Annotated in this window: 15 protein-coding genes and 1 tRNA gene; 1 reads left to right on the top strand and 15 read right to left on the bottom strand. The window is 73.3% G+C overall.

The genetic code is table 11. The features are described from left to right. Positions 1–40: 40 nt before the first annotated feature. From ACZ6NZ_RS23395 to ald, 9 genes are all read right to left on the bottom strand, one after another. Positions 41–114: transfer RNA gene (locus tag ACZ6NZ_RS23395), tRNA-Pro, on the bottom strand. A 210-nt stretch (positions 115–324) separates the two neighbouring features. Next, entirely contained in the window at positions 325–1728 is a 1404-nt protein-coding gene (gene der / locus ACZ6NZ_RS23390) for a ribosome biogenesis GTPase Der (protein ID WP_366609811.1), read from the bottom strand. Between the two features lie 49 nt (positions 1729–1777). Then, entirely contained in the window at positions 1778–2458 is a 681-nt protein-coding gene (cmk, locus tag ACZ6NZ_RS23385) for a (d)CMP kinase (protein ID WP_396796681.1), read from the bottom strand. 195 nt (positions 2459–2653) lie between these two features. Further along, positions 2654–3424 (bottom strand): pseudouridine synthase, encoded by a 771-nt coding sequence (locus tag ACZ6NZ_RS23380; RefSeq protein WP_465860150.1) that lies wholly within the window; start codon positions 3422–3424, stop codon positions 2654–2656. Then, positions 3411–4475 carry an SMC-Scp complex subunit ScpB gene (gene scpB / locus ACZ6NZ_RS23375; RefSeq protein WP_465860149.1) on the bottom strand — a complete coding sequence of 355 codons (1065 nt, stop codon included), beginning with the start codon at positions 4473–4475 and terminating at the stop codon, positions 3411–3413. Before scpB ends, ACZ6NZ_RS23380 begins: the two co-directional genes overlap by 14 nt. Next, a complete protein-coding gene (locus tag ACZ6NZ_RS23370; protein WP_465860148.1) occupies positions 4468–5604 on the bottom strand; it encodes a segregation and condensation protein A in 1137 nt (378 codons plus the stop codon). The genes scpB and ACZ6NZ_RS23370 overlap by 8 nt, the downstream gene beginning before the upstream one ends. Before the next feature lie 41 nt (positions 5605–5645). Further along, positions 5646–6569 carry a ParA family protein gene (locus tag ACZ6NZ_RS23365; protein WP_124862901.1) on the bottom strand — a complete coding sequence of 308 codons (924 nt, stop codon included), beginning with the start codon at positions 6567–6569 and terminating at the stop codon, positions 5646–5648. A gap of 179 nt (positions 6570–6748) precedes the next feature. Continuing rightward, a complete protein-coding gene (locus ACZ6NZ_RS23360; protein ID WP_357231163.1) occupies positions 6749–7714 on the bottom strand; it encodes a site-specific tyrosine recombinase XerD in 966 nt (321 codons plus the stop codon). A 38-nt stretch (positions 7715–7752) separates the two neighbouring features. Further along, entirely contained in the window at positions 7753–8868 is a 1116-nt protein-coding gene (gene ald, locus ACZ6NZ_RS23355; protein ID WP_465860147.1) for an alanine dehydrogenase, read from the bottom strand. A 226-nt stretch (positions 8869–9094) separates the two neighbouring features. Here ald and ACZ6NZ_RS23350 point away from each other — a divergent pair, with 226 nt between their 5' ends. Next, positions 9095–9436, top strand: coding sequence for a TM2 domain-containing protein (locus ACZ6NZ_RS23350; protein ID WP_465860487.1), 342 nt, complete (start codon positions 9095–9097; stop codon positions 9434–9436). Between the two features lie 84 nt (positions 9437–9520). Here ACZ6NZ_RS23350 and ACZ6NZ_RS23345 read toward each other — a convergent pair whose 3' ends face one another. From ACZ6NZ_RS23345 to ACZ6NZ_RS23320, 6 genes are all read right to left on the bottom strand, one after another. After that, positions 9521–10126, bottom strand: a complete 606-nt coding sequence (locus ACZ6NZ_RS23345) for an NUDIX hydrolase (RefSeq protein ID WP_366609824.1) — start codon at positions 10124–10126, stop codon at positions 9521–9523. A gap of 73 nt (positions 10127–10199) precedes the next feature. Continuing rightward, on the bottom strand, positions 10200–11951 hold the full coding sequence (locus tag ACZ6NZ_RS23340) for a CTP synthase (RefSeq protein WP_465860146.1): 1752 nt from the start codon (positions 11949–11951) through the stop codon (positions 10200–10202). 163 nt (positions 11952–12114) lie between these two features. Continuing rightward, complete coding sequence (locus ACZ6NZ_RS23335) at positions 12115–14529, bottom strand: hypothetical protein (RefSeq protein ID WP_465860145.1); 2415 nt, start codon at positions 14527–14529, stop codon at positions 12115–12117. Continuing rightward, positions 14529–15698, bottom strand: a complete 1170-nt coding sequence (locus ACZ6NZ_RS23330) for a glycosyltransferase family 4 protein (RefSeq protein ID WP_465860144.1) — start codon at positions 15696–15698, stop codon at positions 14529–14531. Before ACZ6NZ_RS23330 ends, ACZ6NZ_RS23335 begins: the two co-directional genes overlap by 1 nt. Beyond that, positions 15695–17383: a murein biosynthesis integral membrane protein MurJ gene (gene murJ, locus ACZ6NZ_RS23325; protein ID WP_465860143.1), complete on the bottom strand. Its 1689-nt coding sequence runs from the start codon at positions 17381–17383 to the stop codon at positions 15695–15697. The genes ACZ6NZ_RS23330 and murJ overlap by 4 nt, the downstream gene beginning before the upstream one ends. A gap of 1 nt (position 17384) precedes the next feature. After that, positions 17385–18251 carry a hypothetical protein gene (locus tag ACZ6NZ_RS23320; protein ID WP_366609829.1) on the bottom strand — a complete coding sequence of 289 codons (867 nt, stop codon included), beginning with the start codon at positions 18249–18251 and terminating at the stop codon, positions 17385–17387. Positions 18252–18258 lie beyond the last annotated feature (7 nt).

Below are 18258 nucleotides of genomic sequence, written 5' to 3'. Positions count from 1 at the left end.
GGGGATATGCCTTCATCGGCATATCCCCTGGTCAGATGCGTCGGGACGGCCGGATTCGAACCGACGACCCCTTGACCCCCAGTCAAGTGCGCTACCAAGCTGCGCCACGTCCCGCCCCCGCGTGGTTTCCCCCGCGGCAGCCGGTACAGCTTAGCGCAGCAGCTCCGAGTCCTTCGCACAGGCCCACCGCCACCGCGACCTGACTGAACCGCCGCACAACCCCTAGAGCGTCCTAGGAGGGTGGGGTTGGATGGACGAATGCCGGATGGGCAGGAGCGCCCATCCGGCATTCGGGGAGCAGAAACGGCAGAACGGCAGAACGGGTCAGCCGTGCGCCTTGCCTCGGCCGCCGGGGCCGAGCTTCTTACGCGGGCGGACGGAGATCTCGATCGGGCTGCCCTCGTACCCGAATTCCTCGCGGAGCTTGCGCTCGACGAAGCGCTGGTACCCGGCGTCGAGCGGGCCGGTGGTGAAGAGCACGAACCGTGGCGGCGCCACACCGGCCTGCGTCGCGAACAGGATCCGCGGCGCCCGCCCACCACGTACCGGGTGGGGGGTGGCCTGCACCAGCGCGGTGAGCCACTGGTTGAGGTGGGCGGTGGGAACGCGGGTTTCCCAGCTCGCGAGGGCCTTGTTGAGGGCGGGGGCCAGCTTGTCCACGGCACGGCCGGTCATCGCCGACAGGTTCAGCCGGATCGCCCAGGGGATGCGGCGCAACTCCCGGTCGATCTCCTTGTCCAGGTAGTAACGACGGTCGGCGTCGACCAGGTCCCACTTGTTGAACGCGATGACCAGCGCCCGACCCGATTCGGTCACCATCGACAGGATCCGCTGGTCCTGCTCGCTGATCGGTTCGCTGGAGTCCAGCAGCACCACGGCCACCTCGGCGGCCTCGATCGCGCCGGCGGTCCGCAGGCTGGCGTAGTACTCGGTGCCGCTGGCCTTGCCGACCCGCTTGCGCAGCCCGGCCGTGTCGACCAGTTGCCAGGTCTGGCCGCCGATCTCGACCAGGCTGTCCACCGGGTCCACTGTGGTGCCGGCCACCGAGTCGACGACCGCCCGCTCCTCACCGGAGAACCGGTTGAGCAGGCTGGACTTGCCGACGTTCGGCCGCCCGACCAGCGCCACCCGGCGCGGCCCACGCGGACGGTTCTCCACGATGGCCGGTGCCTCCGGCAGCGCGGCGAGGATGGCGTCCAGCAGGTCGCCGGAGCCGCGTCCGTGCAGGGCGGACACCGGGAACGGCTCACCGAGGCCGAGTGACCACAGCGAGGTGGCCTCCATCTCGATGGAGTTGTTGTCGGCCTTGTTCGCCACCAGGATCACCGGCTTGGCGCTGCGGCGCAGCATCTTCACCGCGGCCTCGTCCACGTCGGTGGAGCCCACCATCGCGTCGACCACGAAGAGCACCACGTCGGCGGTGACGACCGCCGTCTCGGCCTGCGCCGCGATGGCCGCGGCGCGGTCCTTCGCGTCCGGTTCCCAACCGCCGGTGTCCACCACGGTGAACGCCCGGCCGTTCCACTGCGCGTCGTACGGCACCCGGTCGCGGGTCACGCCGGGGACGTCCTCGACGACCGCCTGCCGGCGGCCGATGATCCGGTTGACCAGCGTCGACTTACCCACGTTGGGGCGACCGACCACGGCCACCACCGGCTGCGGGCCGCTCGGTTCCTCGACAGCGACGTCGGGCTCCCGCAACTCGACCCAGCCAGCACCCTCGCTCATGCCGCTCCTCCGCTTCGCTCCGGACCGCCACGAGACACAACCGCGCCGCTCATGCCACGCCCCGCTCGGTGAGCAGGTCGCGCATCCGCGCCACGACCTCGTCGATGCCCAGCTCGGTGGTGTCCAGCACCACCGCGTCGGGCGCCTGGGCCAGCGGGTTGACCTTGCGGGTCGAGTCGAGACGGTCCCGCCGGGCCAGATCGGCGGCCGTGGCCGCCACGTCGGCGGCGTCCTCGGCGCTGCGCCGTGCCGCGCGGGCCGCCTCGGAGGCGGTCAGGAAGACCTTCAGGTCGGCGTCCGGCGCCACGACCGAGCCGATGTCGCGACCCTCGACCACCATCCGACCAGCGTTGGCGATCATCTCGCGCTGCCGGCCGACGAGCAGCTCACGGACAGCCGGCACGGCGGCCACGGCGGAAACCGCGCCGGTCACCTCGGCGCCCCGGATGTCGGCGTCCACGCCCACGCCGTCGACGGTCACGCCGTACCCCTGCGGGTCGGTGCCGATGCGCAGGTCGACCTCGCCGGCGACCTTCGCCACCGACGCGGCGTCGGTGAGATCCACGCCGGAGCGCAGCACGGCCCACGTGATCGCCCGGTACATCGCCCCGGTGTCCAGGTAGCGCGCACCGATGCTCGCGGCGAGGCGCCGCGACACGGTGGACTTACCCGACCCGGACGGCCCGTCCACAGCGACCACACATCGCCCGAACCGTACGTTTTCCTCCACCGTGTCCTCCTCAGCCCGTACCTCACGGATCGCCCGGTGAGCTGGCGCCGCAAGCGGTTGTCAATCGTCATCAATCATGCCCGGGTGCGCTGTCGAACCCGCGCGCGCCGCCGCCGGAGGCGACCCACGCCACCCGGGCGGCCGCGTCCCGGCCATCGGTGGAGCCTACCGGCTGCCGTACCCCGAACTCGGGGGTCAGTCACCCACCGCGGCGAACAGGGCGGCGACCTCGGCGTTCGTCAACCGCCGGATCCGTCCGGTCCGCAGTTCACCCAGCCGGATAGGGCCGATCGAGGTACGCACCAGCCGGGTCACCGGGTGCCCGACCTCCTCCATCAGCCGTCGGACGATGTGCTTGCGGCCCTCGTGCAGGCTCAGCTCCACCTGGGCGGATTTACCCAGAGTGTCCACCACCTTGAACGAGTCGACCTTGACCGGCCCGTCCTCCAGCTCGACGCCGGCCAGCAGCCGCTTGCTCAGGTTGCGCGGGATCGGCCCGACGACCTCGGCCAGGTAGGTCTTCAGCACCTCGTACGAGGGGTGCATGAGCTTGTGCGCGAGGTTGCCGTCGTTGGTGAGCAGCAGCAGGCCCTCACTGTCCGCGTCGAGCCGCCCCACGTGGTAGACCCGCTGCTCCACCCGGTTGCCGATGAACTCGGCCAGCTCGTTGCGCCCCTTGTCGTCCGCCATGGAGGTGACCACGCCACGCGGCTTGTTCATCGCCACGTAGACCAGGCGGATGTCGACCTGGAGGCGCTCCCCGTCGACGTGGATCACGGAGGTGGCCGGGTCGACCTTGTCGCCGAGCTTGGCGACCCGCCCGTCCACGGTGACCCGGCGGCGGAAGATCAGGTCCTCACAGGCGCGCCGGGAACCCACGCCGGCGGCGGCGAGCACCTTCTGCAGGCGCTCAGCCCCCTCGTAGACGGGCGCGTCGGGTTTCGGGGAACGGTTATCGGGTCGCATCAGCAAGCTCTTCTACGTCGTCGGGCAGGAAGGGTGCGAGGGGCGGCAGCTCGTCGACGGTGTTCAGCCCGAGCTTCTCCAGGAACAACGTGGTGGTCCGGTAGAGGAACGCCCCACTGTCCGTTTCGGTGCCGCACTCCTCGATGAGGCCACGGGTGACCAGCGTACGGATGACCCCGTCGCAGTTCACACCCCGGATGGCTGAGATTCGCGAACGGGTCACCGGCTGCTTGTACGCAACCACGGCGAGCGTCTCCAGCGCCGCCTGGGTCAGCCGCACGGACTGCCCGTCCAACACGAACCGCTCAACGTAGGTAGCGTATTCCGGACGGGTGTACAGCCGCCACCCGCCGGCCGCCCGCCGCAGCTCGAACCCGTGCCCGGCCGCCGTGTAACCAGCGGCGATCTCGTCGAGCATCGGCCCGACCCGCTCGGCGGGCTGCTCCAGCACCTGGGCCAGCACCAGCTCGCTGACCGGTTCGTCGACGACCAGCAGGATCGCCTCCAACGCGCCGCGCAGCTCGCTGTCGGACAGCTCGGGCGCGGGCTCCGGCACGACCGTCGCCCGCCGCCGTCCCGCCAGCTGCCGCCGGGGTACGCCCACAGCGTCACCCGACTCCCCCACCGTGGCGTCCGTCACCCCGCCGAGGTCCGGGCCCGCCGAGCCCACGACGTCCGCAGCCGCCTCAACGCGACCGGGCTCACCCGGCCCGCGATCGGGCTCACCCTGGCCCACCTCGTCGGAGGCCGCCTCAAGGCGATCGGGCCCACCTGCGGCCACCTCGACAGGGCCTGGCCCACCCGGGCTGACGTCGTCTGGGCCCCGCCCATCCGGGTCACCCTGCGCAGAGCCCGGCACGACCACGTCCGGCTCGGCGGCTTCCGGCTCGGGTCCGGGTGCTGCCGCTGCCGACTCGTCGGTCTCCGCTGGGGCGGCTGACCCGTCCGGCTCCGTGGGGGTGCCGGCGGCGGGCGGGCGGGGACGCTCCCACGGGGGCACCCAGGCGGCGGCCTGGTCGGCCAGCGAGTCCCGACGTTGCTCGTCACTCATCCCGCGCACCCTCCGTCGTTCCCGTCCCGTCCGACCCGCCGGCCTCCCCCGTCGGCACAGGCCCACTCGGCTCAAGCTCAGCCTCCGCCGGGCCATGCTCAGGCCCCGCCGGCTCAGCCCCCGCCGGCTCAGCCCTCGCCGGGTCAAGCTCTGCCCCCGCCGGCTCAGACGCATTCCCCGCAAGCTCAGCCCCCGCCGGCCCACGCCCAGCCCCCGCCGGCTCAGGACCCGCCCCCGCCAGTTCAGGCTCAGGCTCCGACTCCGGGTCGGCCGGGCTGCCGGCGTACTCGTCGACGTGCAGCTCGGTGTCGCCGTCGGCCGGGCCGGTCCACCGCACCGTCAGCTCCTCCAGGGCCTGCTCCTGCACGAACGACACCAGGCCCTCCCGGTACAGCTCCAGCAGCGCGAGGAACCGGGCCACCACCTCCAGGGTGGCCTCGCAGTCCGCGCAGAGCAGTGAGAACGTGGCGGTGCCGGCCCGGCGCAGCCGGGCGGCGAGGATCGCGGCGTGTTCCCGGACACTGACCCGGACCATGTGCACGTGGGCGATGGAGACCTCCGGCACCGGCTTCGGGGTCATCGCCTTCACCGCCAGCTTCAGCAGCCGCTGGGGGCCGATGCCGAGCACCAGGTCGGGCAGCGCCTCGGCGTAGCGGGCCTCCAGGCTGACCGCGCGCGGGTAGCGTCGGCCGCCGACGGCCTCCAGCTCGGCGATGTGCGCCGCCGCCTCCTTGTACGCCTTGTACTGCAACAGCCGGGCGAAGAGCAGGTCCCGTGCCTCCAGCAGGGCGAGGTCGGCCTCGTCCTCCACCTCGGCGGCGGGCAGCAGCCGGGCCGCCTTCAGGTCGAGCAGGGTCGCGGCGATGAGCAGGAACTCGCTGGCCTCGTCCAGGTCCCAGTTGTCGCCCATCGCCCTGATGTAGGCGATGAACTCGTCGGTGACCGTGTGCAGGGCCACCTCGGTGACGTCGAGTTTGTGCTTGCCGATCAGTTGCAGCAGCAGGTCGAACGGGCCGGTGAAGTTGGCCAGCCGCACCGTGAAGCCGGTGGCAGCGGGATCGACCGGCGGCACACCGTCGACCACGGCCGCGTCGGCGGTCTCGGGTGGGTCGAGGGGTGGCGCGGTCACCGGACGACCGTAGTCCACGACTCGGGCACGGGACGGTCCGGCTACCGCTCCGACTGGGCGGCGATCACCTCGCGGGCCAGCTGACGGTAGTTACGTGCCCCGGAGGAGGCCGGGTCCATCGTCGTGATGGGGGCACCGGCCACTGTCGACTCGGGGAACTTCACCGTCTTGGTGATGACCGTCTGGTAGACCTTGTCGCCGAACGCCTCCACCACCCGCTGCAGGACCTGGCGGCAGTGCGTGGTGCGGCTGTCGTACATGGTGGCGAGGATGCCTTCGAGCTCCAGGTCGAAGTTGAGTCGCTCGCGCACCTTGTCGATGGTGTCCAGCAGCAGTGCCACACCCCGCAGGCTGAAGAACTCGCACTCGAGGGGGATGAGCACGCCGTGCGCGACGGTCAACGCGTTGATCGCCAGCAGGCCGAGGGACGGCTGGCAGTCGATCAGGATGTAGTCGTACTCCTTGCGGACCGTGCGCAGGACCCGGGCCAGGGCCATCTCCCGCGCGACCTCGTTGACGAGCTGGATCTCGGCGGCGGAGAGGTCGATGTTGGCCGGCAACAGGTGCAGGCCCGCCACGTCGGTCTTGATCAGGACGTCCTCGGCGATCACGTCGTCCTGCATGAGCAGGTTGTAGACGGACAGGTCGAGGTTGTGCGGGTTGACGCCCAGGCCCACCGAGAGGGCGCCCTGCGGGTCGAAGTCGACGAGCAGCACCTTGCGGCCGTATTCGGCGAGAGCGGCGCCCAGGTTGATGGTGGTGGTCGTCTTGCCGACGCCACCCTTCTGGTTGGCCATCGCGATGATGCGCGCGGGGCCGTGCCGGTCGGTGGGCATCGGCTCGGGAATGGGCTTGCGCATCGTGTAGGCAGCCGGGTCCGCAGGACCCAGGTCCGCGCCGAGCGTGGCCTGCTGCTCGCGGAGCTCCGACGTCCAGGTCTCGGCACGGTCACCGTTGCCAGCCATGTGCTCGTTGCCCCCTCCCGACGACCCACCCGGCGTCGGAGCCGTCCGACGTCCTTCGCGGCGCCGCTGCGCACCCCGGTCGTGTCGCTCCAGGAGGTCCGCGCCAATGCCGACTGTACGCCACCGACCAGCAGGGGGTTCGGCACCGGCCCGGCGTGTCGGCGTCGACCGCTGCCGGTTCAGCCCTGGGCGCGGGGATGGGCGGTGGCGTACACCTCGCGCAGCCGCTCCACGGTGACCAACGTGTAGACCTGGGTGGTGGTCACCGACGCGTGGCCGAGCAGCTCCTGGACCACCCGGACGTCGGCGCCACCGTCGAGCAGGTGGGTGGCGTAGGAGTGGCGCAGGGTGTGCGGGGAGACCGCGGCCGGCCCGTCGACGGGCAGCCCGGCCCGGTCGGCGGCGCGGCGCAGGATGCCCCACGCGCCCTGGCGGGACAGCGCGCCACCGCGCGCGTTGAGGAACACCGCCGGGGTGCCCCGGCCGGCGGCGGCCAGCCCGGGACGGGCCCGGACCAGATAGGCGCGGACCGCGTCGACGGCGTACCCGCCGATGGGCACCAGCCGCACCCGGCCGCCCTTGCCGCGCAGCAGCACCGTGCCGTCGTCGGTGTCGAGGTCGTCCACGGCGGCGCCGACCGCTTCGGAGATGCGCGCGCCGGTGCCGTACAGGAACTCCAGCAGCGCCCGGTCGCGCAGCGCGAGGGGCGCGTCGTCGCCGGTCGCGGTGATCGGGCCGGCGGTCTCCAGCAGCCGCACCACGTCGTCGACCGGTAGCGCCCGGGGCAGCCGCCGGGGCGGGGTGGGCGGGCGGACGTCGCGGCTCGGATCGGCGCCGGTCAGGCCCTCGCGCACCGCGAAGCGGTGCAGGCCGCGTACCGCGCTGGCCGCCCGGGCGGCGGAGGAGACGGCGAGGGGCGGGTGCGCGTCGTCGCCGGCGCGCAGCCGCGCCAGGTGCGACTCGACGAGGCCGGCGCCGACCGACGCGAGGTCGGTGACACCGGCGTCGGTCAGGGTGGCGAGATAGCGGTCCAGATCCCGGCGGTACGAGGCGAGCGTGTTCGCGGAGAGGCCACGTTCGACGGTCAGGTGGTCGAGGTACCCGCGAACGGCACGGCGCAGCGCCGGCGTGGGTGGTGTGCCCACGCCGGCGCAGTCCGTGCCGCCGGTCAGCCCGCCACCGTTCAGGCCAGCACCTCGGCCAGCGGGAGCACGTCCATGCCGTGCGCCTCGGCGACCGGGCCGTAGGTGACCTGACCGGCGTGGGTGTTGAGGCCCAGCGCGAGCGCCGGGTCGTTGCGCAGCGCCGCACGCCAGCCCTGGTTGGCCAGCTCCAGGGCGTACGGCAGGGTGACGTTGGTCAGGGCGTAGGTGCTGGTGTTCGGCACCGCGCCGGGCATGTTCGCCACGCAGTAGAAGATCGACTCGTGGACCTTGTAGACCGGGTCGGCGTGCGTGGTCGGGCGCGAGTCCTCGAAGCAGCCGCCCTGGTCGATGGCGATGTCGACAAGCACGCTGCCCGGCTTCATCCGGGAGACCAGCTCGTTGGAGATCAGCGTCGGGGCCTTCGCGCCGGGCACCAGCACCGCGCCGATGACCAGGTCGGCGTCGAGCACGGCGCGTTCGACCTCGTACGCGTTGGACGCGACGGTCTGCAGGTGACCCCGGTAGATCGCGTCGGCCTGCCGCAGCCGGGCCACGTTCTTGTCCAGCAGCAGCACCTCGGACTGCAGACCCAGCGCGATCGCGGCGGCGTTCATGCCGGAGACACCGGCGCCGATGACCACGGTCTTGGCCGCGTACACGCCGGAGACACCGCCGGGCAGCACCCCGCGCCCACCACCGGTACGCATCATGTAGAAGGCGCCCACCTGCGGGGCGAGCCGGCCGGCGACCTCGGACATCGGGGCGAGCAGCGGCAGCGACCGGTCGGGCAGCTCGACGGTCTCGTACGCGATGCCGGTGACCCGGCGGTCGATCAGCGCGTCGGTGCACTCCTTGGAGGCGGCCAGGTGCAGGTAGGTGAAGAGCACCTGCCCCTCACGCATCCGGTGGTACTCCTCGGCGATCGGCTCCTTGACCTTCAGGACCAGCTCGGCGGTCTCCCACACCTCGTCGGCGGTGGCGAGGATCGTCGCGCCGGCGGCGGCGAACTCCTCGTCGGTGATGCTGGAGCCAACCCCGGCGCCGGACTCGACGAAGACCTGGTGGCCGCTGCGGGTGAACTCGTTGACACCCGCTGGCGTGATCGCCACGCGGTACTCGTGGTTCTTGACCTCGCGGGGGATTCCGACCTTCACGATGCAGACACCTCTCTTCGGGGCTGCTCTCCCCCGACTGCGCGGTGCCACGACGGCCCCATTGCCACCGCGGTACACCGGTCCTGCGGCGGCAGTCTAGGCGCGCCCGGTGCCGCCGCGGGCCAGCACAGTGCCACCCGGTGCCCGGGTGTCCTGACGATGTGTCAGGGCACCGCCGAGATTCGGCGGTCGAGCGTCACCTCAGCCAACAGGACAATGTTTCACCATTATCGTCCCATCTGCCGGGCGGCGGTGCGGACAGCCGGCGAGTGGATCACTAATGTGTCCGCCCATGACCACTCCTCCTTACCAGCCCGGTTACCCCGAGCCGGGGTACCCCCAGGGCGTCTCCGACAAGAGCAAGATCGTCGCGGGTATCCTCGGCATCCTGCTCGGCACCTTCGGTGCCGGTCGGTTCTACACCGGACACACCAAGATCGCCGTCCTCCAGCTCGTCGTGAGCCTGGTGACCTGCGGCGTCGGCGCTCTCTGGGGCGTCATCGACGGCATCCTCATCCTGGTCAACGGCGGCACGGACGCGCAGGGCCGCCCGCTGCGCGACTCCTAGATCAGCCAGCGAAAGGGGCCCCGCGGCTGGCCGCGGGGCCCCTTTGGCGCGTACTCCCCTGACCGGCTGGACCGGCGGCGACGCTCAGCGCGGCAGCGGCGCGTCCGCCCGACGCAGAGACGCGAAACCGGTGTCCCGGGCGCGGGCCGCGGCCAGCAGGCCGGCCACCGCGGACGCGTTGGTGATCTCACCGGCCACGACCATGGCGACCGCCTCGTCCAGGTCGATCCGCACGACCTGAAGGTCGGCCTCCTCGTCGTGGCGCTCGTGCCGCTCGTCGGCCGGCACGTCGGCGAGGTCACGGGCCAGGAACACCCGGACGATCTCGTTGGTGAACCCCGGCGAGCTGTGCAGGTCCACCAGCACGTCGACCCGCCCGGCGGTGAGGTCGGCCTCCTCGGCCAGCTCCCGCAGCGCGGCCACCGGCAACTCCTCGCCGGAGACATCCATCAGACCGGCCGGCAGCTCCCACAGGTGCCGCCCGACCGGGTGCCGGTACTGCCGGATCAGCACCACCTGGCCGGCGTCGTCGAGCGCCACCACGGCCACCGCCCCGACGTGCCGGACGAGGTCACGCAGCCCGGTCCCACCGCCCGGCATGGTCACCTCCTCGGTGACCACGTCGAAGATCCGCCCCCGGTACCGCTCCTGCCGGGAACGCACCTCGTAGCGGTGCTCCAGGTTGCTCACGCCGTCGCCCCGCTGCGCCCGACGACGGCGTGCGGCACCCCACTGAGTCTGCTGGTTCGCTCGCTGCGATCGCTCACGAGGACGACGACGCCTTCGTCGCGGCACCGTTGCGGGCGGCCTTGCGCGTCGTCGGGGCCTCCGCTGTCGCGTCCAGGTCGACCGGCAACTGGTCGGCCTGCGAGTACGTCACCGCGGCCTTGACGAACGAGGCGAACAGCGGGTGCGGGCGGGTCGGGCGGCTCTTCAACTCGGGGTGCGCCTGGGTCGCCACGAAGAACGGGTGCAGGCTCCGGTCCAGTTCGATGAACTCGACCAGCCGGCCGTCCGGCGACGTGCCGGAGAAGTGCAGACCCGCCTTGGTCAGCGCGTCCCGGTAGGCGTTGTTCACCTCGTAGCGGTGCCGGTGCCGCTCGCTGATCTCGGTGCTGCCGTACGCCTCGGCGACGATCGAGCCCTCGGTCAACGTCGCCGGGTACGCGCCCAGCCGCATCGTGCCGCCCAGGTCACCCCGACCGGCGACGATGTCCTCCTGATCGGCCATCGTCGCGATGACCGGGTGGGCCGCCTGCTCGTCGAACTCCAACGAGTTCGCGCCGTCCAGGTCGGCCAGGTGCCGGGCCACCTCGATCGTCATGCACTGCAGGCCGAGGCAGAGGCCGAGCAGCGGGATGCCGGCCTCCCGGGCGTACCGGGCGGTGCCGATCTTGCCCTCGATGCCGCGCACGCCGAAGCCACCCGGGATGAGGATGCCGTCCACGCCGGCCAACGCCGCGGCGGCGCCGGCCGGGGTGACGCACTCGTCGCTGGGCACCCACGTGAGCTGCACCCGGGCCCGGTGGCCGAAGCCCGCCGCCCGGATCGCCTCACTCACCGACAGGTACGCGTCGGGCAGGTCGACGTACTTGCCGACCACGGCGACGGTGACGGTGTGCCGGGGCCGGTGCACCCGCTCCAGCAGGTCGTCCCAGCTGGCCCAGTCCACGTCCCGGAAGGACAGGCCGAGCCGGCGCACCACGTACGCGTCGAGCCCCTCCCGGTGCAGCACCTTCGGAATGTCGTAGATGCTCGGGGCGTCCGGGGCGGCGACGACCGCCTCGGCGTCCACGTCGCAGTAGAGCGACAGCTTCTCCTTGAGCTTCACCGGGATCTCCCGGTCGCAGCGGAGCACGATCGCGTCCGGCTGGATACCGATGTTGCGCAGCTGCGCCACCGAGTGCTGCGTCGGCTTGGTCTTCAGCTCCCCCGACGGCGCCAGGTACGGCACCAGCGAGACGTGCAGGTAGAAGCAGTTGTCGCGGCCCAGGTCGTGGCGGACCTGACGGATCGCCTCCAGAAACGGCAGCGACTCGATGTCGCCGACCGTGCCACCGACCTCGGTGATCACCACGTCGGGCAGCTGGCCGTCCTCGTCCGGGTCGGCCATCGCCAGGATCCGCGACTTGATCTCGTTGGTGATGTGCGGGATGACCTGGACGGTGTCGCCCAGGTACTCGCCGCGCCGCTCCTTGGCGATCACGTCGGAGTAGATCTGACCGGTGGTGACGTTCGCCTTACCCGACAACGCCCGGTCGAGGAACCGCTCGTAGTGCCCGACGTCGAGGTCGGTCTCGGCGCCGTCCTCGGTGACGAACACCTCACCGTGCTGGAACGGGTTCATCGTCCCCGGGTCGACGTTCAGGTAGGGGTCGAGCTTCTGCATCACCACACGCAACCCGCGCGCGGTCAGCAGGTTGCCGAGGCTGGAGGCGGTGAGGCCCTTACCCAGCGAGGAGGCGACGCCCCCGGTGACGAAAATGTGCCTGGTCGTCCGTGCTGATGGGGCCAAGGCCTGCTCCCGTGTCGTCTGTCGCGGTCATGCAGACCGCCGTGCTTGATCAGCAAAGTGATCACGCGATCCACGGGATTCGACGGTAACACCTCCCGGGCGGGTACCCGCAGGCCGCACCCCGGCCACGACACCTCCGGGCCATCCGGACGAGGCCCGGCGCTCAGGACGCGGCAACCTCCGTCGATGACCGGGAGACCTGCCGGGGCGGCACGGGCGCCGCCGCCGCCGCATCCGGCGTCGACCCGCCCGCCGTCGACTCGGCCGGCTCGTCGTCGTCCCCCCGGCGCTCGCCCGCAGGGTCCGACACCGGTTGGATGACGGTCGCCGGTGCGCCCGGCGGCGGGCCGGCGACCGGACCGGGATGCACCGCACCCACCGGCCCCCCGCCGCCGGTCGGACCGTCACCGCCACCGGTCGGGCCGACCCCGCCGGACCCCGAGTCGTCGTCGGCGCCGTTTGCCCGGGAGCGGGCCGCCACCGGGCGGGTCCGGTCCGCGGCGTGCCCGAGCACCCGCAGCGACGCCAGGGCCGCCATCGGCACCACCAGGGCGGCGGCAGCACCCATCACGTCCAGGGCCGCACCGTCGAGCACACCACCGAGCACCGCCGCGACCACGGTGCCGGCCAGCGCCGCCCGGACCGCCGGGTAGATGCCGAACAGCCGCATCAGCCCACCCCACGGCTGCAACAGGGCGAACCACACCAGCAACCCGGCGGTCAGCGCCAGCACCGTCAGCGGGCTGTTGACCAATGTCTCGAAATTCTCCGTGCTGGAGCGGTGCACGGCGAACCCGCCGGTGCCGTCACCGAGCGCGGACAGGAACCGGCCCAGGCTGCCCCGCTCCGCGGCCGGACGCCGCAGGTCCACCACCGCGAACCCGATACCGACCGCCAGCGCGGCCATGGTGGCCCAGGCCAGCCGGCTGATCGTCAACCAGCCGCCGGCGCTGATCACGGCGGCGACGCTCACCCCGGCGGTGAGCGCGATCGCGCCGACCGGGTCGGCGCCCAGATACGGGCTGCCGACCACCACCACGGCGAGGCCACCCACCGCCACCATCACCGCCGGCCGCCAGCTCCGGTGCACCCGCTGGGCGAACCAGCCGCCGGTGACCAGCGCACCGGCGAGGAACACCCCCAGCCCCACGATGCTCAGCCCGGCGTACCGGCCGCCCTGCAACGCGGAATAGCCGACCACACCGTTGAGCTGCAGGCGGGCCCCGGTCAGCACGTCCAACCCAACCACGAGCGTGGTGAGGCCGGCCACCGCTCCCAGCGGCCCGAGGGTCTTCGCGTACCCGGGTGCGAACCGCACCGCCGCGGTGCCGGCGGCCACCAGCAACGCGGTCACCCCGGCGAAGATCCACCCCGGGTGCTCACCGCGCCACCACGGCACCGCGTCCGCCAGCAGCGCCGCCGGCACCGTCAACGCCACGGCGACCAGCAGCAGCTCCATCACCGCCACGATCCGCCCGGAGACCGGCGTCGGACCGGCCGGACCGGCGTGCGGGCGGGCCCGGCGCAGCAGCGGCAGGATCGCGATGGCCAGCAGCACCTGCACCCCGGCCAGCAACGCGAAGAACGCCCCGGAGACGGAACGCTGCGCGGCCGCCTCCCGGTCCGCGTTCGCCGGCGCGTTGATCGCCTCGGTCAGATCGGCGGGACGCCCGCCGGTGCTCAGCGCCGGACGACCGAGGAACAGCCGCTCCGGCATGGGCCGGCCCAACGCGGCAAGAGCCGTCGGCGCGAGGTCGACAAGTTGCAGGTACCCGTCCCGGCCGGTGCTGGCCGAGGTGAGCCACCCCCGCTCCCAGCCCGGCCCGTCGGCGACCGCCACGTGCAGCCGCGCCGGCTGGGCCGTGTCGGAGATCCCCGCCACCAGCACCAACGACCGCGGGGGTCGCGCCGCCAGCACCCGGGCCAGCTCGGCGTCCGCCGCGCGGGCCTCCTCGGCGCGGGTCGCCGGGTCGGCCCCCTTCACCGTGCCGAGGTCGACGATGCTCAGCACACACGAGCCGAGCAGCGGCCGCGGGTCGGCCGGCAACCCCGAGGCGTACCGGTCGACGCGGCCGAACGGTCGGGCCGCGGCCACGGCCGCGCCCGGACCCACGGCCACGGAACACCGCACCGACTCCGACAACGAGCCGGGCAGGGCGCCCCACGGCAACCGCTGCTGGTTGTACTGGACCACGCTCTCCTGGTCGGGCAGGTTCGCGCCGATGCCGTCGGGCTGCTCCACCGTCACCGCCGCCGACGGGCAACCGTCGACCGACCGGCTGCCGTTCCACGCGGCGAAGCTACCCGCGCCCAGGGTCAGCCAGCCGTCGACCGGGCAGGTGGGCCGGTGCGCGGACCGCACCGACAGGGACCCGATCGAGCCGTCCTGGGCCATCCGCCACAGCGTCGGGGTGCGCTGCGGATCCACGTCGTCCCAACGCAGCCCGGCGATCCCGGCGAGCACCACGAAATCGGCGGTGCGTTGCGGGGCGCCCTGCGGCGGGCGGGCGGCGAGCGCGGTGACACCCAGCGCCACCACGAGCACTGTCAACAGGGCGGGGGCGATTCGGCGCACCATCACCGGTGTCCCGTTCTCGGGGCGTCGGAGCCCGGGGCGGTCGCCGGACCGCCCGGGTTCCCGGTCACCTCGGCGTAGAGGGCGGCCAACGTGGCGACAGTGTCCACCTCGGTCGGCCACGTCGCCGCCCGTTCGGCGCCGCGCCGGCTCAACTCCGCCCGCGCCGCCGGGTCGTCCAGCAAGGCGCGTACCGCCGCGTCGAGGGCGTCCACGTCACCGGCGGGAACCAGCGTGGCCGCGTCGCCGACCAGATCCGGGAGCCCGCCGACAGCGGTGGCCACCAGCGGCACACCGGCGCGCAACGCCTCCTGGGCGAACAGTTGCCGCGCCTCCCAGTCGCTGCTCACCACCGCCAGGTCCGCGCCGGCCAGCAGGTCCGCCACGTCGGTGCGGTGCCCCAGCAGGGTCACCGGGGCACGGGCGGCGGAGGTCCGCGCCGCGAGCGGCAGATACGCCGGCCCGCTGCCCGCGATCACCACGACCGGCGGCGGGGTACGCGTACGCCAGCGGGCCGCCGCGTCGATCAGCACGTCGTAGCGCTTCTGCGGGTGCAACCGACCGACCGAGACGATCAACGGCTGGTCCGGGCGGACGCCGAACTCGGCGCGTACCGCCGCCGGGCGACGACGCGGCGCGGGCAACGTCGGCGCGGCGACCGGGGCGAGCCGGGCGTCGGCGGCACCCACCTCGGCGGCCCGCCGCACCAGGTCCTCGGACGCACCGAGCGCCACCCGCACACCCCGGGCGACCACCCGCTCGACGAGCCGGGACACCCCGCCCCGCAGACCCCCCGCGAGCACCGCGTTGTGCCAGGTGACGATCAACGGGACAGCCGGACGGGCCAGCACGGCGACCAACCCGGCCCGCAGGCCGTGCGCGTGCACCACATCGACGGTCGCCGCGGCGAGCGCCCGACGCAGCGCGAGCACCGCCAGCCCGTCGGCCGGAGTCGGACTGGCCGGGATCTCCACCGCCGCGAACCGGGCACCGACACCGGTGAAGTCGAACTGCTCCTCGGTCGCGGCGGGCCCGCAGACCAGCACGGTGGCGCCACCCGCGACGAGGCCACGGGCCACCGAACGGACGTGCTGGCCGACCCCGCCGGTGCTGGACGCGAGCACCAACGCGACGGTGCCCGACCAACCGGCAGGCAGAGCTGGCTCAGTCATCGCGTCGCCGTCTCCTTCCCGTCGCCCCGCTGCGCGGAGCCCGCGCCCGGAGTCGGCGCACCGCCGGACGGCCCCCGCCGGCCCAGACGCCGCAGCACCCCGGCGAGCAGCGGCTGCACGTCCCGCCGGTCGACGAACCAGACCACGGCGAGGAACACAACCCCAACCAGAACCCCGGACAGCATGCCCTGACCGAACGCCACCGCCGTCGTCGGGGTGCCGCCGTCCAACTGATCGAGCCAACGGCTGAGGCCCAACCCGGCGAACCCGGCGAGCACACCGGCCAGACCACCGCCCGCCGCGGCCCGTGCCGCTCCCGCGAGCGCGGCGCGGCCGGCGCTGCGCCGCACCGCCACGAGCAGCAGCGCACCCAGCACCAGCATCCCCACCGAATTTGCGGACGTCACCGCGAGCACCCGGTCCCGCAGCGGCAGCACCGCGCCGAGCAACAGCACCACGGCCGGCACCACCAGGAAACCGACCGCCGTGGCGAGCGTCGCCGCCCGGGTCTCACCCCGCGCGTAGAGCGCCCGGGTGAGCACCGCGAAGAGGCCGTACCCGACCAGACCGGGGGCGTACCCGATGATCGCGGCGGCAGCCGTCGACGCGGTCTCCGCCGGGAAGAAGAAGTGCCCCACCGGCCCGGCGGTCCCGACCAACGCGGCCGTGCCGAGGCAGGAGAACAGGAGCACACCACGCACGGCCGGCGCCAGGGTCGCGCGGTAGGTGCGCTCGTCCCCGGCGGCCCGCGCCGCCGCCAGCGTCGGGTAGGCGGCGATGGCCAACGGCACCGCCAGCACCGCCCACGGCAACAGGTAGACCGTCTGCGCCAGGTTGTAGACACCCGGGTTGCTCCGCGCCCCCGCGGTGACCTGGTTCAGGCTGACGATCAGCGCGATCTGCTGGGCGGTGACGGTGACCGCGCCGGCCACCGCCAACCCACCGACCCTCGCCCGCGCGTCGGCGGGAAACCCGAAGCCGAACCGCAGCCCGAGACGCAACCGGCGGACCGGGATCAGCAACGACAACGACAGCACCACCACCCCGAGGGTGGTACCGCCGGACAACAGCAGCTCACCGCCGGCGCTCACCCCGCCGACCGTGGCGTACCGGCCCTGCGTGACGGTGAAGCCCAGGTACACCAGGATGACGGTGAGGCTGGACAGCAACGGGGCGAGCACCGGCCAGGCGAAACGGCGGTGCGCCTGGAGCACCCCGGTGAGCACGATGCCCACCCCGTACAGCGGCAGCTGCGGCGCGAAGACCCGCAGCATCCGCACACCGCTGTCCTGCTGGGCGGTGGTCAGGTGATGACCCAACGACTCGACCACCGGGCCCGCCAGCAGCACCACCAGCAGCGCGAGCGGGACCAGCAGGGCCAGCGTCCAGGTCAGCAACGCGCCGGTCGTCCGGGCCACGGCCGTCCGGTCGCCCGCCGCGACCGCACCGGCCAGCAGCGGCACGACGAGGCTGGCCAACGCTCCCCCGGCGACGATCTCGAAGATGAAGTTCGGCACCGCGTTGGCCACCACGTAGGTGCCACCGAGGTCGGTGGGCGCCAGGCTCCAGGTGAACACGGCGGTACGACCGAAGCCGGCGAGACGGCTGGCCACGGTGAGGACGGCGATGAGCGCGGCTGCCCCGGCCAGCCGGCCGGCGCCGGCGAGGGGTGCCGGTCTGCTCACGTCAGTCGGCGCGTCGGCCCAGTGCGTCGAGCTCACGCAGCCCCGGGGTCCGCTGGATCACCGCGGTGAAGCTGACCTTCTCGCTGGCCGCGGTTAGCCCGGCCAGGACGGCGAGCAGACCGGCCCGGCCGAGCGGGCCGGTCCGGGCGGCGAGCGCGACGCCGAGCACCGCCCCGAGCGCGTTCGCGCCACTGTCGCCCAGCATCACGTCCTCGGCCAGGTCGTCACGGAGCAGACCGGCGGCGGCACCGGCCGCACCCGCAGCGATACCGCCCTGCGGGCCGCCGGTCAGCGGCGCGGCCAGCAACAGACCGGACTTGATCGCCCGGCCCGGCCGCAGGTCGAGCAGGTTGAGCAGGTTGGCCGTGCCGGCGATCACACCCGCGCCGAGCAGCACGTCGACGCCCCGGCCGACCGCACCGTGGCGCTGCCGGCGCGGATGCGCGGCCACCCGGGAGTCGGCGGCCAGCAGCGCGGCGGCCCCCAGCCCGGCCGCGCCCACCCCGACGACCTTGACCAGACCGGCGGTGACCCGCCCCTCGCGCAGCGCGGCGAGGTGCCCGGCGAAACCCTTGGCCGCCTTCTGCTCCGGCCGCGCGCCGACCACGTCGTCGTACAGGCCGACACCGCCCGCGCCGAGACCGGCGACCAGGGCGGCCCCACCGGCGGCGCCGCCGGTGGCACCGAACGCGCCGGCGGCCGCAGCGCCGGCGGCGAGCGCCGGCCCGGCGGCCAGGCTCACCGTGCGGCCCCGGAAGTTGGTGCGGTCCAACGCGGGCCCGGCCGGCGAGGTGCGCGCCTCACGCAGCGCGTAGCGGGCCGCCGCGGCGCCCGCGCCGGCGATCAACAGCCGACCCAGGGCGCTCACGCCGCCA

The organism is Micromonospora sp. NPDC047756 (assembly GCF_055587245.1).
The sequence above is the reverse complement of the archived record's forward strand: the minus strand, read 5'-3'. Positions and strand labels throughout refer to the sequence as shown.

Excerpts from the sequence above, each read along its gene's own strand:
- ACZ6NZ_RS23330 (WP_465860144.1), bottom strand. The coding sequence starts at position 15,698 with ATGACTGAGCCAGCTCTGCCTGCCGGTTGGTCGGGCACCGTCGCGTTG.
- der (WP_366609811.1), bottom strand. The coding sequence starts at position 1,728 with ATGAGCGAGGGTGCTGGCTGGGTCGAGTTGCGGGAGCCCGACGTCGCT.
- ACZ6NZ_RS23380 (WP_465860150.1), bottom strand. The coding sequence starts at position 3,424 with ATGCGACCCGATAACCGTTCCCCGAAACCCGACGCGCCCGTCTACGAG.
- scpB (WP_465860149.1), bottom strand. The coding sequence starts at position 4,475 with ATGAGTGACGAGCAACGTCGGGACTCGCTGGCCGACCAGGCCGCCGCC.
- ACZ6NZ_RS23365 (WP_124862901.1), bottom strand. The coding sequence starts at position 6,569 with ATGGCTGGCAACGGTGACCGTGCCGAGACCTGGACGTCGGAGCTCCGC.
- ACZ6NZ_RS23335 (WP_465860145.1), bottom strand. The coding sequence starts at position 14,529 with ATGGTGCGCCGAATCGCCCCCGCCCTGTTGACAGTGCTCGTGGTGGCG.